The 16511-nt window shown below is 59.1% G+C and carries 6 protein-coding genes; 5 read left to right on the forward strand and 1 reads right to left on the reverse strand.

Annotation, left to right across the window (positions count from 1 at the left end):
- The 3 genes from aauS to PFAS1_RS05645 are packed head-to-tail and all read left to right on the forward strand — an operon-like array spanning position 1 to position 3565.
- Positions 1 to 1902, forward strand: coding sequence for a two-component sensor histidine kinase AauS (aauS, locus tag PFAS1_RS05635; protein WP_076028476.1), 1902 nt, complete (start codon positions 1 to 3; stop codon positions 1900 to 1902).
- A 44-nt stretch (positions 1903 to 1946) separates the two neighbouring features.
- Complete coding sequence (gene aauR / locus PFAS1_RS05640; RefSeq protein ID WP_232252234.1) at positions 1947 to 3227, forward strand: two-component response regulator AauR; 1281 nt, start codon at positions 1947 to 1949, stop codon at positions 3225 to 3227.
- 8 nt (positions 3228 to 3235) lie between these two features.
- Entirely contained in the window at positions 3236 to 3565 is a 330-nt protein-coding gene (locus tag PFAS1_RS05645) for a GlpM family protein (protein WP_173860489.1), read from the forward strand.
- 87 nt (positions 3566 to 3652) lie between these two features.
- On the opposite strand, the gene PFAS1_RS05650 is transcribed toward PFAS1_RS05645, so the two are convergent.
- Entirely contained in the window at positions 3653 to 4672 is a 1020-nt protein-coding gene (locus tag PFAS1_RS05650; protein WP_076028477.1) for an alpha/beta fold hydrolase, read from the reverse strand.
- A 118-nt stretch (positions 4673 to 4790) separates the two neighbouring features.
- Between PFAS1_RS05650 and PFAS1_RS05655 the strand changes: the two genes are divergently transcribed.
- Positions 4791 to 10454 (forward strand): dermonecrotic toxin domain-containing protein, encoded by a 5664-nt coding sequence (locus PFAS1_RS05655; protein ID WP_083671726.1) that lies wholly within the window; start codon positions 4791 to 4793, stop codon positions 10452 to 10454.
- 361 nt (positions 10455 to 10815) lie between these two features.
- Positions 10816 to 16506 carry a hypothetical protein gene (locus PFAS1_RS05660; RefSeq protein ID WP_076028478.1) on the forward strand — a complete coding sequence of 1897 codons (5691 nt, stop codon included), beginning with the start codon at positions 10816 to 10818 and terminating at the stop codon, positions 16504 to 16506.
- Positions 16507 to 16511: the final 5 nt, after the last annotated feature.

The following is a 16511-nucleotide window of genomic DNA, read 5'->3' on the forward strand; positions in this document are numbered from 1 at the left end:
ATGAAATGCGACCCAAATCTCTATCGCGCCGCGCCGCCATCACTTGCCGTGAAACCCCGTCTGATTCGCCACTTGTTCCTGCCGCCGCTGGTCATCGCCCTGATGATCGGGTTGGGTTACCTCGGCTTCTGGGTCAGTGAGCACTACGGGATTCGCAGCCTCAGCGAGAACGGCCAGCGTCAGCTGGAATTGCACGCCCGCGCCGTCGAGAGCGAGATCAGCAAGTACACCTACCTGCCCAGCCTGCTGGAACTCGAGTCCAGCGTTTCAAAGCTGTTGGCCGACCCGTCGCCGGAACACCGACAGACGGTCAATGAATACCTCGAAGGCCTGAACCGGCGCAGCCGCAGTCGGGCTATCTACGTGATGGACACTACTGGCCGTGTCATGGCCACCAGCAACTGGCGCGATGTCGACAGTTACCTGGGCGAAGACCTGTCCTTCCGCGCCTATTTCCAGAATGCCGTGCGCGGTCAGCCGGGGCGCTTCTATGGCATCGGCAGCACCAACGGCGAGCCCGGTTATTACCTGGCCCATGGCCTGGAAGAACACGGCAAGATCATTGGCGTCGCGGTGGTCAAGGTCCGCCTCGAAGCCATGGAAGAACGCTGGCAGCGCGCGCGACTCGAAGCTTTTGTCAGCGATGAAAACGGCATCATCATTCTTTCCAGCGATCCGGCTCGGCGCCTGAAATCGGTTGTGCCGCTGAGCGACGAAACCAAGGAAAAACTCGCCCGCAGCCTTCAGTACTACTGGTTCCCACTGAATGAATTGCAACCGCTGGCCCGTGAACAACTGGCCGAAGGCGAGGAAAAACTGACCTTCCCCGCCAACAGCGAAGTGGAATCAGACGAAGAGGACATCAGCTACCTTTCGCAAACCCGTCCGCTGAGCGACACGCCATGGAACTTTACCCTGCTGACACCGCTGCAGGATTTGCGCCGCGAAGCGATCAATCAGGGGATTCTGGTGGCGGTGGCGTTTGCCCTGGTGGCGTTCCTGCTGATCGCCTGGAACGAGCGGCGCAAGGTCATTGCCACGCGTCTCGCCGCCCGGGAAGCCTTGCAGGAAGCCAACAATCAACTGGAGCGTCGGATTACCGAACGTACCACCGACCTGCGCGCCAGCAACGAACGGCTCAAGGGCCAGATTCGTGAACGACGGGTGGCTGAAGAGACGCTACGCCGTGCCCAGGATGAACTGGTGCAGGCCGGTAAACTCGCGGCCATCGGCCAGATGTCCACCAGCATCGCCCACGAATTGAACCAGCCGCTGGCCGCGCTGCGAACCTTGTCCGGCAATACCGTGCGGTTTCTGGAGCGCGGTCAACTGGACGTTGCCAGCACCAACCTCAAGACCATCAACGAACTGATCGACCGCATGGGCCGGATCACCGCCAGCCTGCGCTCGTTCGCTCGCCGCGGCGACGACAAAGGTCAGGCCAGTCTCGGTAAAGCGGTGGATGCAGCCTTGCAGCTGCTCGGCGGTCGCGTGGAAAGCGCGCATCTGCAACTGCACCGAGACTTCGCCGATCTGCAGGTGCAGATCGACCAGACCCGCCTGGAGCAGATTCTGGTCAACCTGATCGGCAACGCCATTGACGCCATGCAGGTACAACCGCTGCCCGAACTGTGGCTCGAAGGCGAAGAGTTCGATGGCAAATATCGCCTTCGTGTACGCGACAATGGCCACGGCATCGACGCCGAAGCGCGCAAGCATTTGTTCGAACCGTTTTTCACCACCAAACCCGGCGAACAGGGCCTGGGCCTTGGCCTGACCCTTTCCGCCAGCCTGGCCGCCGCCACCGGCGGGCACTTGGGTGTCGAGCACCCGGCCAGCGGTGGTACCACTTTCGTCCTCAGTTTACCGTTGGTAAGCCCCACTCACGCCGAGCCAATATGAACAACGACCTTAGTGTGCTGATCGTCGAAGACGACCCCCATGTGCTGCTCGGCTGCCAACAGGCGCTGACCCTGGAAGACATTCCCTGCGTGGGTGTCGGCAGCGCCGAAGAAGCGCTGGAGCGGGTCGGCGACAACTTCGCCGGCATCGTCATCAGTGACATCCGCCTGCCGGGCATCGATGGCCTGGAGTTGCTGACCCGCCTCAAGGCCCGCGACCGCAGCCTGCCGGTGGTACTGATTACCGGTCATGGCGACATTTCCATGGCTGTCGGTGCGATGCAAAAAGGCGCCTATGACTTCATGGAGAAACCTTTCTCCCCCGAACGTCTGGTCGACGTGGCGCGCCGTGCGCTGGAGCAACGCAGCCTGGCGCGGGAAGTCTCATCGTTGCGTCGGCAACTGGCGGAACGGGATTCCCTCGAAGGCCGGATCATCGGCCGCTCGCCCGCCATGCAGAACCTGCGGGAGTTGATCGCCAACGTTGCCGATACATCGGCCAACGTGCTGATCGAAGGCGAGACCGGCACCGGTAAAGAATTGGTTGCGCGTTGCCTGCACGACTTCAGTCGGCGGCACACCAAGCAGTTCGTCGCGCTGAACTGCGGTGGCCTGCCGGAGAACCTGTTCGAAAGCGAAATCTTCGGCCATGAGGCCAACGCCTTCACCGGCGCCGGCAAGCGGCGGATCGGCAAAATCGAACACGCCGACGGCGGCACGCTGTTCCTCGATGAAGTGGAAAGCATGCCGCTACCGCTGCAAATCAAACTGCTGCGGGTGTTGCAGGAACGCACCCTGGAACGCCTCGGCTCGAACCAGAGCGTGGCGGTGGATTGCCGGGTGATCGCGGCGACCAAGTCTGATCTGGATGAGTCGAGCAAGGCTGGGGAGTTTCGCAGCGACCTGTATTACCGCTTGAACGTGGTGACCCTCGAATTGCCACCGCTGCGCGAACGTCGTGAAGACATCCTGCAATTGTTCGAACACTTTCTGCAGCAGTCGTCCCTGCGCTTCGACCGTGCCGTGCCGGACCTGGACAACCAAACCCTGTCGAACCTGATGAGCCACGACTGGCCGGGCAACGTGCGCGAACTGCGCAACGTCGCCGAGCGCTTTGCCCTCGGCCTGCCGGCCTTCAAGAAATCCGGCGCCAGCGGCAGCAATCAGGGCCTGGCCTTCGCCGAAGCGGTAGAAGCGTTTGAACGCAACCTGCTGAGCGACGCTTTGCAGCGCAGTGGCGGCAACCTGACCCAGGCCAGCCTGGAACTGGGGATGGCCAAGACCACGCTGTTCGACAAAGTGAAGAAGTACGGACTGAGCCACTGATGGACCTGATCCTCAAGGCAACCCTGGGCGCGGCCGTGGTGGTGATCCTCGCCGCACTGGCCAAGACCAAAAACTATTACATCGCCGGATTGGTGCCGCTGTTTCCGACCTTTGCGCTGATTGCGCATTACATCGTCGGCAAGGGGCGTTCGCTGGAGGATTTGAAGACCACCATCGTGTTTGGGATGTGGTCGATCATTCCTTACTTCATCTACCTGGCGACGTTGTACGTGATGGTGGACCGGATGCGGCTGGAGGCTTCACTCGCGGTGGCGGCGGTGGCTTGGTTGATGGCGGCTACGGTGTTGGTCACTGTCTGGGTTCGCCTCCAAGCCTGACGTTCTTTCCCCCCCTGCTCGCGAAGGCGGTTTTTCAGTCAACATTAATGCCGACTGACACTCCCTCTTCACAGTGGATTCAGATTGTTACAGAAGGTTGGGTTCAGCCACCGGATCAATCTGCGCCCAATGCGAGGAATCTTCGCGGTGGGCCTGCAAATACGGCAACACCGCCGCCAGTAACGGCGCCTTGAACGCGTCCTGGAATCGATGCGCCAGCCCTGGAATCAGCGTCAGCTGACTGCCGCGGATATGCGCCGCCAGGTGCACGCCGTGCATGACCGGCAGCAACGGATCAGCAGTGCCGTGAACCACCAGCGTCGGTACGCGCAGTTGATTGAGCAGCGCCACACGACTGCGTTCGGCGAGGATCGCCATGATCTGGCGCTTCACGCCCTCGGGGTTGAATGCCCGGTCATAGGATTGCGCTGCCTGATGCAGCAATGCCTGCCGATCATCGCTCACCGTCGGGCTGCCCAGCGCCGCCAGCAAATCGGCCTGTTGCTCCAGCGCCACTTCGCGATTGGGCGCCTCACGACGCGACAACAATTGCACCAACGCCGCACTCGGCGCCGGCAGGCCTTCGGCCCCGGAACTGGTCATGATCAGGGTCAGGCTCTCGACCCGTTGCGGCGCCATCGCTGCCATGTGCTGGGCGATCATCCCGCCCATGCTCGCGCCCAGCACGTGGAATTGCTCGACGTGCAACGCATCCATCAAGCCAAAAGCATCGTCAGCCATATCGGTCAGGGTGTACGGCGCCGACACTGGCAAACCGAGTTTGTAGCGCAGGACCTCGAAGGTCAGGTTGGCGTCGGCGGGGGCTTGCCGCCAGGTCGAGAGCCCGACATCGCGATTGTCATAGCGAATCACCCGAAAACCCTGCTGACACAGCGCGACCACCACCTCATCCGGCCAGTGAATCAACTGCCCGCCCAGGCCCATCACCAGCAACAACGCAGGGTCCGAGGCACGGCCGATGCTCTGGTACGCCAGGCTCACGTGTGCCAGATCGACCTGTTCGGTCGGGACATTGATATCGCAACGAGACGCCGCCAAGGACGGCAGGCCGAACAACAGCGCGGCCAGGAAAAACAAAACACGCATGGAAAACACCGAAACGCAGGACTCCAGTAGAGCGCGAGTCTGATGAAGTTTGTTCAAGCGCGCTGCCACAGTTACGTGACAGTTTGATGAAGATCGCTGAACGGTCAATGCGATAACTATGTACCACCACCGCCCGAGCCCCTTTCGCATTCAATGCCTGCCAACCGTCAACTTTGAAGCCAGGCAAACCATGCTCGAACAACATCACGACACTGACCCAAGCACCCTCAGCGATTTTGGCCTCGCACTCGCCACCGTCCCGGCGATGCAGAATGAACATTTATTCCTCCAGGCCTCGCAGCGCTGGCGAGACTGCCAGCAGCAAATGCTCAAGCTCATGGCGACCTCCCCCAGCGTTCACAGCCTGTTGACGCAAACGCTCAAGCAGCAACTGGATCTGGATGGCGAGCGGGTCGGCCTGTTTTTTCCGGCCACCGCCGAGCGCTCTTCGCGCCGTTGCAGCCTGACAGAAGCCTGCGCCTTCCTGCTGCAACAACCGGATCTGGACCCGCGGCGTATCCCCACCTGTCGGGTGACGGGGATCGATCGCAGCCATCGACACTTCGCCACCTCTGCCGGCGAGCTGCTCAAACAACTCAAGGCCCTGGGCCTGAAGCAGTGCCTGACCGACGGCTGGAACACGTACTGGAACGGCCGGGCCAACGGCTCTCCATTATCCAGACGACACCTGGCCGCCCGGTTGTACCGCACACACGTTGACGCGGCAGGCCAACTGGCCCTCGCCGAGGGTGCGTTAAGTGCCGAGCAGTTAAAGCCGCTGCTGGCGATCCTCGATCCTGTCGACGGAAAATCCGAAGTGGCAGGCCAGCGAGTCATCGCCGAACAGTTGGCCCTGCAACGCCGTGACAATCGTTTCGCCAAACTTCCTGGTGTACTGGGCATCAGCCTTTACGGGGGACAATCCACCGAGCAGTTGCTGTATTTGCCCACCCACCGGCCAGCGCTGTTGCACTTCAGTCAGCGCAGCGAGCTGGACAGCTGGCTGATCAGGCATCAACACGAAATCCCCTGGAGTGTCACGACTGACGGTCACAGCGTCGTCGACTACAACAACCCGAGTGCCCCGCTGGAGGTCGGTGCAGCCCAATTACTGGAGCGTTTGCATGCCATTCAACTGGAAAGCGCATGCACCGGCCTGGGCGACGACATTGCCGAACAGGCGGCCTATGCACTGCTCGCTGTCGATCAAGTCGACGCGCAACGCCGCGCAAAAGGAGGCTTTAGCGAAGCGCCGGACCTCCCCGCACCGGTACACGAGCAGGACGATCAGGCGCTCGCCCCGTCCTTCCCGCTCGGTAATCCCGGGCCCGAATTCTCTTTAATCGTGCGCAAGGCTGCACTCAGGCAGCAATACAGCGCCATCGAAAACATGCTGAAAAAACACGATCAGGAGACGTTCGACAATCCCCAGGTGACAGCGCTCAAGGCCCTGTTTGCATCCCTGGACGAGGCCGAGCAGGCCGCCATGACAGCGGCATCCGCCCTGCTGGAGCGCGAGCGCGTTTTCGATACGTCGACCATCAACATTCAATACACCGCACTCTATCAGGCGAGACTCAAGGCCCTGCAAGCCGAGGCCAACATCCAACTCAAGCTGGAGCAGATCGATACCGCAGAACACCGCCTGCTTGAAGCCGTGTTGAAAACGCCTGCCAGCGCCGATCGCTCCGATCAGAGCGCCGCTGCCTTCGTGACCTTATCGGTCAGCGAAACCGGCGACATTGAAACCGTTTCGCGGCGCCAGGAGCTGGAGGGGCTGCTGGTTTTCGCCTTCACCGCGACGCTGCAAGACCCGTCCTCAACGCAAAGCCTGTTGCTCTACTGCACCGGTGCTGGCGGGGGCTTGCAACGGTTCGCCAATCGCCGGCAAATGGAGCGTTCCCTGTTTAAACTGCATGCCGCCGACGGGCACGCGGCGTTGCAACTGACTCCGATCGACACCGACCCTTTCGAGTACAGCTTGCATCAACAAGTCGCGACCTTCGAACGCCGCGCAGCCGAGATCCGCCAGCAATACCCTATCGGTTCCCAACCCGCACAACACGCGAACGCACTGGGACAGTTACGCGAGCAGACGCTCACCGCCCTGCAGGTGCCCAGCCACCAGAACCGCGACCTCGCTTTCGCACAAATCGTCGAGCAAAACCTGAGCGCACGATTGACCCGCCAGTTCCCCCAATGGCTCACCCAGGCGTCACTGGATGAACGCTTGCAGCTCAATGCATTGATTGAACGCTATGTGCCAGCCTTGCAACGCGCCCACGCGTTACACGAGCTCACTTTGCCCCTGGTCAGTGACTTCGCCGCCAAACGCATCGACGCCCGGCTGCGCAAGGATTTCTCACTCCAGCACAGCTTCGCCGTGCAATTGGACCTGCCTGATGCAGTGACATCCGAACAACACTTCACCGAGGCCCCAGGCGCACCGGGAACGCCGACCAAAACCGTATGGGTCGCCAGCCAAAGCCGCAGCAAACTGTCGATCCATGAACTGGCGCTGCTGAACATCGACGACAGCATCAAGCAGCGCTTGAGCTTCATGCGTGTCGAAGTCACCGCCAGCTCCGATACCGAGCGCGATGCGCTGGTCAAAGGCATCACGCAGTCGTACCTGTGCGCCCTCGTGCCGGAACTCGATCTGGCGCAGCACTACGAAGCGCTGATACGCAGCACCTACAGCGGACCGGCGACAGCATCGGCGTTCGAACGTGAATACCACCACGAATGCCTGCTCGAACCCTACCGCTTGCAACTCGCCATTCAGGGACGCTTTGCCCTCCTGCGAGGTGCAATCAACGCCACCGAGTGGCAAATCCTCAACGTCGCGATTGAGGCTGCGACGGCGCAGGACTGGTCCGTCAATGGCCAGCAGATCGTACTGCTGCCCGCCTTCCTGAGCGCGGGTGGCAAAGATACGGACTACAAGTCAACCACCCTGTCGGGCATTACCTTCATTGAGGAGAAAACCAGCGGTCTTACGCTGCTGTACCTGCCCGACACCCCTGACGGCGTGTTCCTGCGCCGATACAACAGTCTGGAGCAAGCCCGAAAGGCGTTGTTCGATCTGTGCCTTGGCAGTGAAATGGCCAACTATCTGGCAGAGCGCGCCCTTGATGGCCTAAAGGCAAATCACTTGGGCCGCATCACGCAGGCCTTGCTGAAAAACTTCGATGGGATCATCGGTGTCGGGCGCCCGTGGCCCAAAAGCACTTCATTGCCAGCCCATCTACTGCATGCCGAGATGGGCCGCCTGATCCTGGCTCATCGCAACACCTCGCGCTCCAACAGCGAACTCTTTCTGGAGCAATACGCGGTCAAGGGCGAGAAGGTGTTCACCTATTTGAAAATGGCCATTGGCGTCTTGCCCATCATCGGTACCGGTGTCGGCCTCTATGATGCCTGGAACAGCGCCAATCAAGCCGTCGCGGCCTTTCGCAAAGGTAATCACGTGCAAGGCATGGCTGAAATAACCATGGTTTTGCAGGCGTTGATCGATGCAGGCATGGACTTTCTTTCGGGCTTCAGCTTGCGGCTCAGCGCGCTCCGCACACGAACGTTTCATCGCCAGTTGAGCAGGATGTTCAGAGGCACTGACGCTTCGTCCACACCGCTGATATCTGCACGAGAGGCCCGGCATATCGCAGCCCGATTCGCTGGCTATCACTACGAAAAACCAGTTTCCCTGGCGGGCCTTCAACCCGGTACGGACGGCGTTTATCGCAATGTCTATCGACACGCCGACGGTGACTTCATTGTCAGGTACGGAATCATCTACAAGGTTGAATTGCATGATGGGGCCTGGCGGCTGAGCGGGACTGAGCTCAAAAGCTATAAACAACCCGTAGCCCTCGATGCCAGCGGGCAATGGAACACTCACTTCGCCGTTTACGGGACTGCCTTCAATGGCGGCCTGGCGGGAGGGGGTGGGGTACAAAGTTACCTGGCCAACAGGCTTGATCCGATCTGGCCGACGGTCATCCGCGAGCGATTGCCGCGTTGGTGGGTCGATCGGGTTTTTCGGCGCCAACAAGCACTGACAGCCAGCACCGATGCCAGGATCGAGCAACTCAGCACCCTGAGCAAGCGCACAAATGAGGCGCTGGAGCGCTACAAAAGCAGCCCACCTCAAACCCACATGGCACAAATCAAGCATCTGGACGCCGCATGCCTGAAAGAAATAGAACTGGCCAAAACCGGTTACCTGGAGCTCGAAGAACTGTTGCCGTTGAGCCATGGCAACAAGCGGGCAGATATTAACGACGTAAAAAGCCGAATGGCCTGGGTGATAGTGGACCGCTCATTGCACCGGTTGAGGTTTGGCGCCAGGCGCATCGCTAAGCATCTGGAGGAACTCGAAGATTTTGCAAACCAGTCGGATGTTCTGCCCAACACAGACTTAAAGCCCCTGTTGAGCCTTCTGCAACAGCGCAAAAATGCACGGGTAGGGATGGTCAAGGAGCTCGAATTGATCGACGCGACCAGCGCACAGATTGATGAATGGAGCAAACGCATCACCAATGACGCTCAACGAAAAATCGTAGCGACAGAAAAAAACAAAATGGCAGCCGCATTGCTGCCGGAGAACCGGCAGTACCTGAAAACAGGTCAATACTTGCAAGTCGTCAGTCGGTTTGATGCGGTTAATGATGTCTCCTGGTTCTATCTGCAAAACCAGATGGCTGACGCACGGGCCAGGATCGATCGGGTCCTGGCGACCCAACACAGTCTGCACCAAGTGAACGCCCGCCCCGCGGAACGCACCAGGATTCTTGAAGACTGTCTCGCGGCCTACGATCAATTTCGCAAGGAGCTGACGGCATGGACGGCCAGCTATCCTCAACATTTCGATCTCACCTATGTCCCGCTGCTCCTGGACGGCATAGAAAAAACCGCCGAACGAGCTCGCCAGGCCATCAGGCAAACATCTGTGCCACGGCCGGCCGGGCCTATCGTGAAAAAGATCTTTGAAACCGAGCAAGGTCAATTGTTGATCGGTGACGTGATCAGCGGCCAGGATCGATTCACGCTCAAGGGCATCGATGGCTATACCGAAAACTGGTTGCCAGGGTTACACGGCAAATACCGTCTGCAGGACAATCCCCTGCGGATCAGCCAACAGCATGCTCCCACGGATGTCAGGCCTTTGTTGGCGGAGGCAAGGAGTCGCCTGAACACCCAGGCGGCGTACCAGGACAAGGTCGAAGCCTACGCCAGGCAAAAAATGCTGCCCGTCGACCTTGAACACATGATGCTCACTGAAGCCACCGAGCTTCGCCTGCGCGCCAGCCAGATCGAACGCCTCGACCCCCAGGCCCCTCTCATCGGGCAACTGCGCGAAAAGGCTGCCGAACTGACGCGCAAGGGACAAGACTTGCGCATCCGGCACTCCCTCATCAGCCAGACGCCCACAGAAGGGTACCTGGACTATCTGCTCAAACAGGGTGCGGTGCAGATTCGCAAGAGCGGTGAATTGACGGAACTCGCACGCCTGAAGGACGGGCGCAGGGACTTCCTGCAGGAATACGAAGTGCTCAACCTGACGCAAACTCCGACACAACCCCTGTGGTATGCCCATTTTCACTACAACAAGCCCCAACCGCGCTTCGACGAGTTCGTCAAAGCTCATCTCAAAACAGCGCAACAACGCCAGCTCGGCCTGCAATGGCAACAAAAGCAGGCGCAAACCGGTGCGCCGGTCGACCCTGTCTGGCGTGGTGAAATCGGCAGGCCGTTAGCCTTGCTGCACTTCCAGAATCTCTGACACCACCGGAATGAAACATGCCCACTGACGAAGTAACCATTCAGTGGGCGTGAACCCCAACCAAAAACCCTGCTCCCGCATTGGATTCGGGTCTTATAGAAGGTTGTGTTCAGCCACCGGATCATCTGCGCCCAATGCGAGGAGCCGATGAAGTTTGTTCAAGCGCGCCGCCACAGTTGCGTGACAGTTGATGAGAATTGCCGAGCGGTCCTAGGCAGCAACTGTGTGTGTTTCATCGTACCGTTCATCCGATAGGGGTTCTGACCTGTCAGTTCTGACAGTAGGCAAACATTCTCCCCGGGTATTGAATAAATCCCTGTTGTGCCCCCCCTAGACAGCGGGCACCTCCGGAGAACAAATCATGAGCACAGTTTCCCCATTCGTGGCTGGCGTTGCCGCCGCATCAGTTACCGATAGCCTGATTGATATACCCGGCGCTATCAGCTCCGAGGTCATCAGCACCCTCTATGGCGCCGACCTTGGCGTTAACCGGGAATTGGTGCTAGGCAATCCGACCGGGCTGGCGATCGTCATCCCGCCCACGGACGTGTGGCCAGATGACAAGATCGATGTGTTTTTCTCCGGCAACACTAGTCCGGTGCTGTCGTTCAGCGTGCCGAAAGATCATGACGGCAACAGCTCCTTCGATCGATTTATCGACGCGAAATGGGTGCCGGAAGGGTTTAGCGAGTTGTTCTACCGCCTCAATGGAGCAGAGTCGGCCCACCTGAAAATGCTGGCCTGGAAGCGATTGCCCGGCGGCAACGATCCCAAGCCGGAACTCCCCGGCCATCATCTGTTGCTTGCGCCGCAAGTTTATACAACAGAAATCGACGGCACCCAGGACATCATCGCCACCGTCCTGCCGTGGCCAGGCATGCGCGTCGGGCAGTCGCTGCACCTTCAATTCGGCAATTACAGCCTGCCGCGCACAGTAGAGCAGAGTGAAGTTGGTCACGGTGTCGTTTTTACGCTGAAGCAAGACATGATTGCCAAACTCGGCAGCTGCACCGTCCTGCTTTTTTACAAACTCTGGGATGAAGTCGGTAACCCCGCGTCCGATCATTCCCTCGCCTGTCGTCTCACCCTCTCCCGCCCCATGACAATCATGGGAGAGGTCAACGCGTGGCGGGCGCCGCGGATCATCGGCCTGAATCAGGACAACGCCATTGACCTCAGCGAATCAAGGCGCGATGACATTAAGGTGGAAATCGATGTAGCGGCCAATAAGCTGACTGTGGGGCAAACCGTTCAGCTCAACTGGTGGGCGGAGCCGGCCGTTGACACGCCCCAAATGTCGACCTGGATGCAGACGGTCGGGACCGCACCGACGCTGGTGTTTTCCATACCCCCTGCCGAGGTGCAAAGCCTGGCAGGGGGATGGTGCAGCGTGACTTGGGGGCTGGTGCAAGGCAGTGATGAACCGTTGCTTTCGCCAACTGCCGAATGTTTTTTTATCGACTCTTCACTCGTGGAGATTAACGCCGCTGACAACTCAATATTGTCGATCGACCCTCCCTTCGCCCCGGAATCGACAATGCCGGTGGAAGGCTCCTCGGTGATGTGCGGGATTCCGATAAGCATCTACGACGACAAGCCGGGCGGCCTGAATATCACTCTGGATCCGTACCCCGGGAAAGAAGCCAGGGACGTTATTTTTCTTATTCTTAACGGTGAAGACGCTCCCGTAGCCTCCCATAATGTTGAAGAGGGGACTGAAGCTAAACTCGTCGACTTTTATTTACCTCATCGGCGGCTTCTCGACGGGATTAACACGCTCGAATGCCGCGTGCGCCGCAACAGTGGGAACGAGGAGAACTCCAGACAACCTTTGACGATGCTGTACCATGCCGTCCGTCCCGGGATCAAAGACCGGGACGGCAGCATAGAGGGACACTCCGAACTCACTCTGGGCTTTCCAATTGCCGAGAACAATGGCGTGGACGTGGTCAAGGAGGGTCTTGATGGCAACTTGCGACAACTGACGGTGCATTGCACTTATCCCTTCTGCCGTGCCTACGACCATATCGATATCGATTTCGGGGGGTATGTCGTTCATTTCAGCGTTCTCCCCAGCCAGGCGCCGCAGATTCCGTCCAACCTGCCAACCCGAGTCACCGTCGTCATTTCCGCAACAGAACTGGACCGGATTCCCAGCCGCAGGGCCGTTCCCGTCAGGTTTATGGTGACTGACCGCGTCGGTAACATCACAGACCCTTCATCACCCTGGTCGGCCGCCACGATCATCGATGTCGATCGCAAAAACGAGCGTTTGCCCGAGCCTATCTTCCGTGAGGACCCGGCCGACAATAACGATGCTGCTGAAATCATCGACCTGCAAAAACTCGCGGGCAGGCCCTTGCTGCTGATAGTCAGGACCAATCACCCGTCCTATCGGGCTGGCGATGAAGTCAAGGCGATATTCAGAAGCCCCCCCAGCCCGGACTATTCAGTGCCAATGGGCATTGTCGAGGTTGAGTTTGGGCAACCAAAACCCTTGATCCTGCAAGTGCCGAACAATTTGCTCATTTCGGGCAGAGCCGTCAGCGCCTTTTACGAGACTGATTTTAAAACGGTCAAACAGCAAAACTATTCCAGAACAGCATGGGCAGACGTCATTGGCGTGCCGTTGCCGGATCTGAAAGCGCCCTGGGTAATCGATGCCCCCGGCGGTGTGCTTTACCCTCTGAACAACCAGCAAGGCGCCACAGCCTGGGTGGAGATGCTGGAGTTTCTCCCGGGTGATCAGGTCCGGTTGGTCGTCGAAGGCGCAAGTGGCGCCGGTTCACCGGTGTTCCAGCCGATTGCGCTGGATGCCACCGGCAAAGCGCAATTCCCCCTGAACCCGGCGTTCATCGTGGCCAACATGGGTAGGACGGTGAACATCCATTACGTGCTGATTCGTAGCTCCGAACAGAAAACCTCGCCAATACTGCCCCTCACCGTCCGCCCGATCGATAATCTGGACAACAAGTTGCCAACGCCGTTGATCGACCGGTATCCGGGTGAAACGCTCGACCCCTTTACCTTGCCGACCGACAACAGCATCCGCACCCGCGTTGCCCGCTGGTCGTTCATCGAACAGCAGCCGCAGTGGGTGTGGCTGGACTACATCGGCGTCAATGACGATGGCAGCGTCTACCGTGAATCCACCTATACCCAGACCCCTATGCCGGCTGGCGGCGTGGCCGGCGGTCTGGCCCCCTTCACTCCCGTCCTCAATTTACGCAAGCTGCGGGACAAATCGCAGTTGACCATTGAATTCCGAATCAGCTTCGCTCAAGGCACGACGAAAGATCGGGCACTGTTGTTTCCGATCAAGACCTACACCATTGATGCGCAATCCAAAGATCTGCCACCACCGACGCTCACCGAAGCCACCGGCACCGGCACGACGGTGACTCTGCAACCCGAACGTGCGATCAACGGCGGCACCGTGGTGGTTTCCTACACAAGCATGACCACCCAGGACCGCATCACCCTCACCGTACGTGGGCGTGCAGGGCTCGGCTCGCCCGTCATTGCGTCCAAGGATGGCGAAAGCGACGCCAGTGTCTTGTTCACGATTCCCCCCACGGCCATTGCGGCGAACTTCAATCGCAGCTTCGTTGTTTTCTATACCGTCACGCGTAACGGCGTGGTGCTCCCGGCGTCCGGCAGTTTGACCGTGAATGTCGGCATGCCCAATTTGCCAACGCCTTACATCAAAGACCCTGTCGGCGACGTTATCAATGTCAGCACCCTGGCCGGTACTGAGCGGACGTCCGTGGTTCAATGGCCTTTCCAGAGGAGCGGGCAATTCATTCACCTTAACTACCAAGGCACACTCGCCAACGGCCAGGCCACCTCACTGGTGGTATGGCGCGGTGCTGCGCACAACTCTGCCGATGGCATGTATTACGCGGCGCCCTACGCCTGGTTGCGCACGCTCAAAAATGACTCAACCTTCACGATCAACTTCGCGGTGAGCTTCACGGGTGTCAACACTACGGCGGATGCGACCCCGTTCCCGGTACGCACCTATACCGTTAAAAGCGTGCCGACCAACCTTCAACTGCCTAACCTCGTTGAAGCGAACGGTACTGGGGCGGCGCAAACCCTGGCGCCACTGAATGCGGTCAACGGCGCGACCGTGCGCATCGTCGTAACAGGCCTGCTCACCACCGATAGCATCAAGCTGACGCTGACCGGCACACCCGGTGCGGGTACACCGAACCTTCCCGCCGTACCGGGTGAACTCGATGGCAGCGTAGATATTTCCATCCCTGCCCGCGTCATTGCCGCCAACATCGGCAACGGTGCCAACGCTACCTTCACCCTCAGCTACGTGGTGACCCGAGGCACCGAGGCCTACCCGTCCGGCGTGGTGACGGTGACCGTCACGCCACTTCCGGCCTCCAGCCTCATTCCACCGGTATTCGTGGTCAACGGGGTCGAAGCACTGGATGTATTGGATTTGAATCAATTCACCGGTAACGGCCTGCTTCACGGCAAAGAATGGTCATTCATGGAAACCGGTCAACAGGTTTTCCTTAACCTCGAAGGAAAGAACGCGAACGGCCAACGTCACTACACCAACATCTGGAATGGCGGCGGCTCCGTCGTCAATGATAAGTGGGTCCGAGATAAAAAATGGCCCGCCGCAGTCAACGCTGCTTACCTGGGAGGGTTGGGTCACGACACGCCATTGAGGATTGTGTTCTGGGCGTCCTTGAACAAGGCCAACAAGCTGAACACAGCCATCGCTTTTCCAGAACGCGTCTACACAGTCAAGACTGTTTCTGTAGTCCCCACCATCACCTCAGTGAAGGCGGGCACCACCGAAGTGCCTGATAATGGAACGACTGACCAGCCCAGCCTCGTCATATCCGGCACCGCCAGCGCGGGACATACGCTCAACATTTACGACGGCGAAACCCTGCTGGGGCCAGTCACCGTCACAGCGGCTCGCATCTGGACGCTCCCGGCCCGCACGTTTTCCCTGGCTCGCCACGTCATCACGGCGCGAACCACCGATGGCAAGCGCTCGCTGGAGCGCATCTTCACGGTGCAAGCGGTGGAACAGGCGCCGACCATCACCTCGGTGCTGGCAGGCTCCGTCGTCATTCCTCCCGGTGGCGACACCATCCAGACCCGGATCACCGTGACAGGCACGGTGACCTCAGGTCGCCCGGTGGATATTTACAACAACAATACCCGGCTGGGCGCTGGCACCGTGACGGGCAGCAATTGGACCATCGGCCCTCTGACCTTTGCCGTGGGTACTCATGTCCTGACCGCGCGCACCCTCGATGGCACCAAGCGTTCGGCAGAACGCCGGTTTACGGTCAAGGTCGAGACGCAGACGCCGACTATTGCTGCGGTGAACTCGGGTGGAGGGGTTGTCGCCAATCGAGGCCAGACTTACTACCAAAGCCTCGGCATTACGGGTGGAGGCTCACCAGGACATCAGATCGCAATCTACGATGGCGCCACCCTGCTGGGATCGGTCCCGACCACCAATACCGGAAGCTGGACCCTCCCAGCGCGCAACTTCTCGTTCGGCGGTCATTCCATTACCGCACGGACCACCGATGGCAGTAATAAAACCTCGCTCGCCTACACCTTCACGGTGCAACAGGGGCTATCGACCGATATCACCAATTTCCACTATCGCCAATTCAACGGCTGGGCCACGGGCAATGCCATTCAGCACCGGGACCTGACCTTTCATTTCAATCATGGGCAATACGTACTCAACAACTACACCTATACCAACTGGTCCAACGGAGTCTTGCTGTACAAGACGTTCTACAACCTGCAACCCAATGCAACCTACTACTTCACTATTCGAATAGCTCGTTTCTATCCTCAATACGCGCCACCCTACATCAGGCTACGCACCAACCAGTCAGCGGGTCAGGCCTGGTACATTCACACTGCAGCCCTGTCTAACTTGACGATCAGTTTCAGCTCAACCACTCCACAGTTGACGTTGTACATCGATAGCCTTGAGGTCAGCGGTGTGGGTAACGATTGGGATATGGCGTGGATTCAGGTGAGTAAAGCTTAAACGTA

The sequence above is a fragment of the Pseudomonas frederiksbergensis genome (assembly GCF_001952935.1).
In the GTDB taxonomy this organism is placed as follows: Bacteria; Pseudomonadota; Gammaproteobacteria; order Pseudomonadales; family Pseudomonadaceae; genus Aquipseudomonas; species Aquipseudomonas frederiksbergensis.

Bases quoted from the DNA above. Each gene is read 5' to 3' on its own strand.
- PFAS1_RS05655 (WP_083671726.1), top strand. From the start codon at position 4,791: ATGTACCACCACCGCCCGAGCCCCTTTCGCATTCAATGCCTGCCAACC.
- PFAS1_RS05650 (WP_076028477.1), bottom strand. From the start codon at position 4,672: ATGCGTGTTTTGTTTTTCCTGGCCGCGCTGTTGTTCGGCCTGCCGTCC.
- aauS (WP_076028476.1), top strand. From the start codon at position 1: ATGAAATGCGACCCAAATCTCTATCGCGCCGCGCCGCCATCACTTGCC.
- PFAS1_RS05660 (WP_076028478.1), top strand. From the start codon at position 10,816: ATGAGCACAGTTTCCCCATTCGTGGCTGGCGTTGCCGCCGCATCAGTT.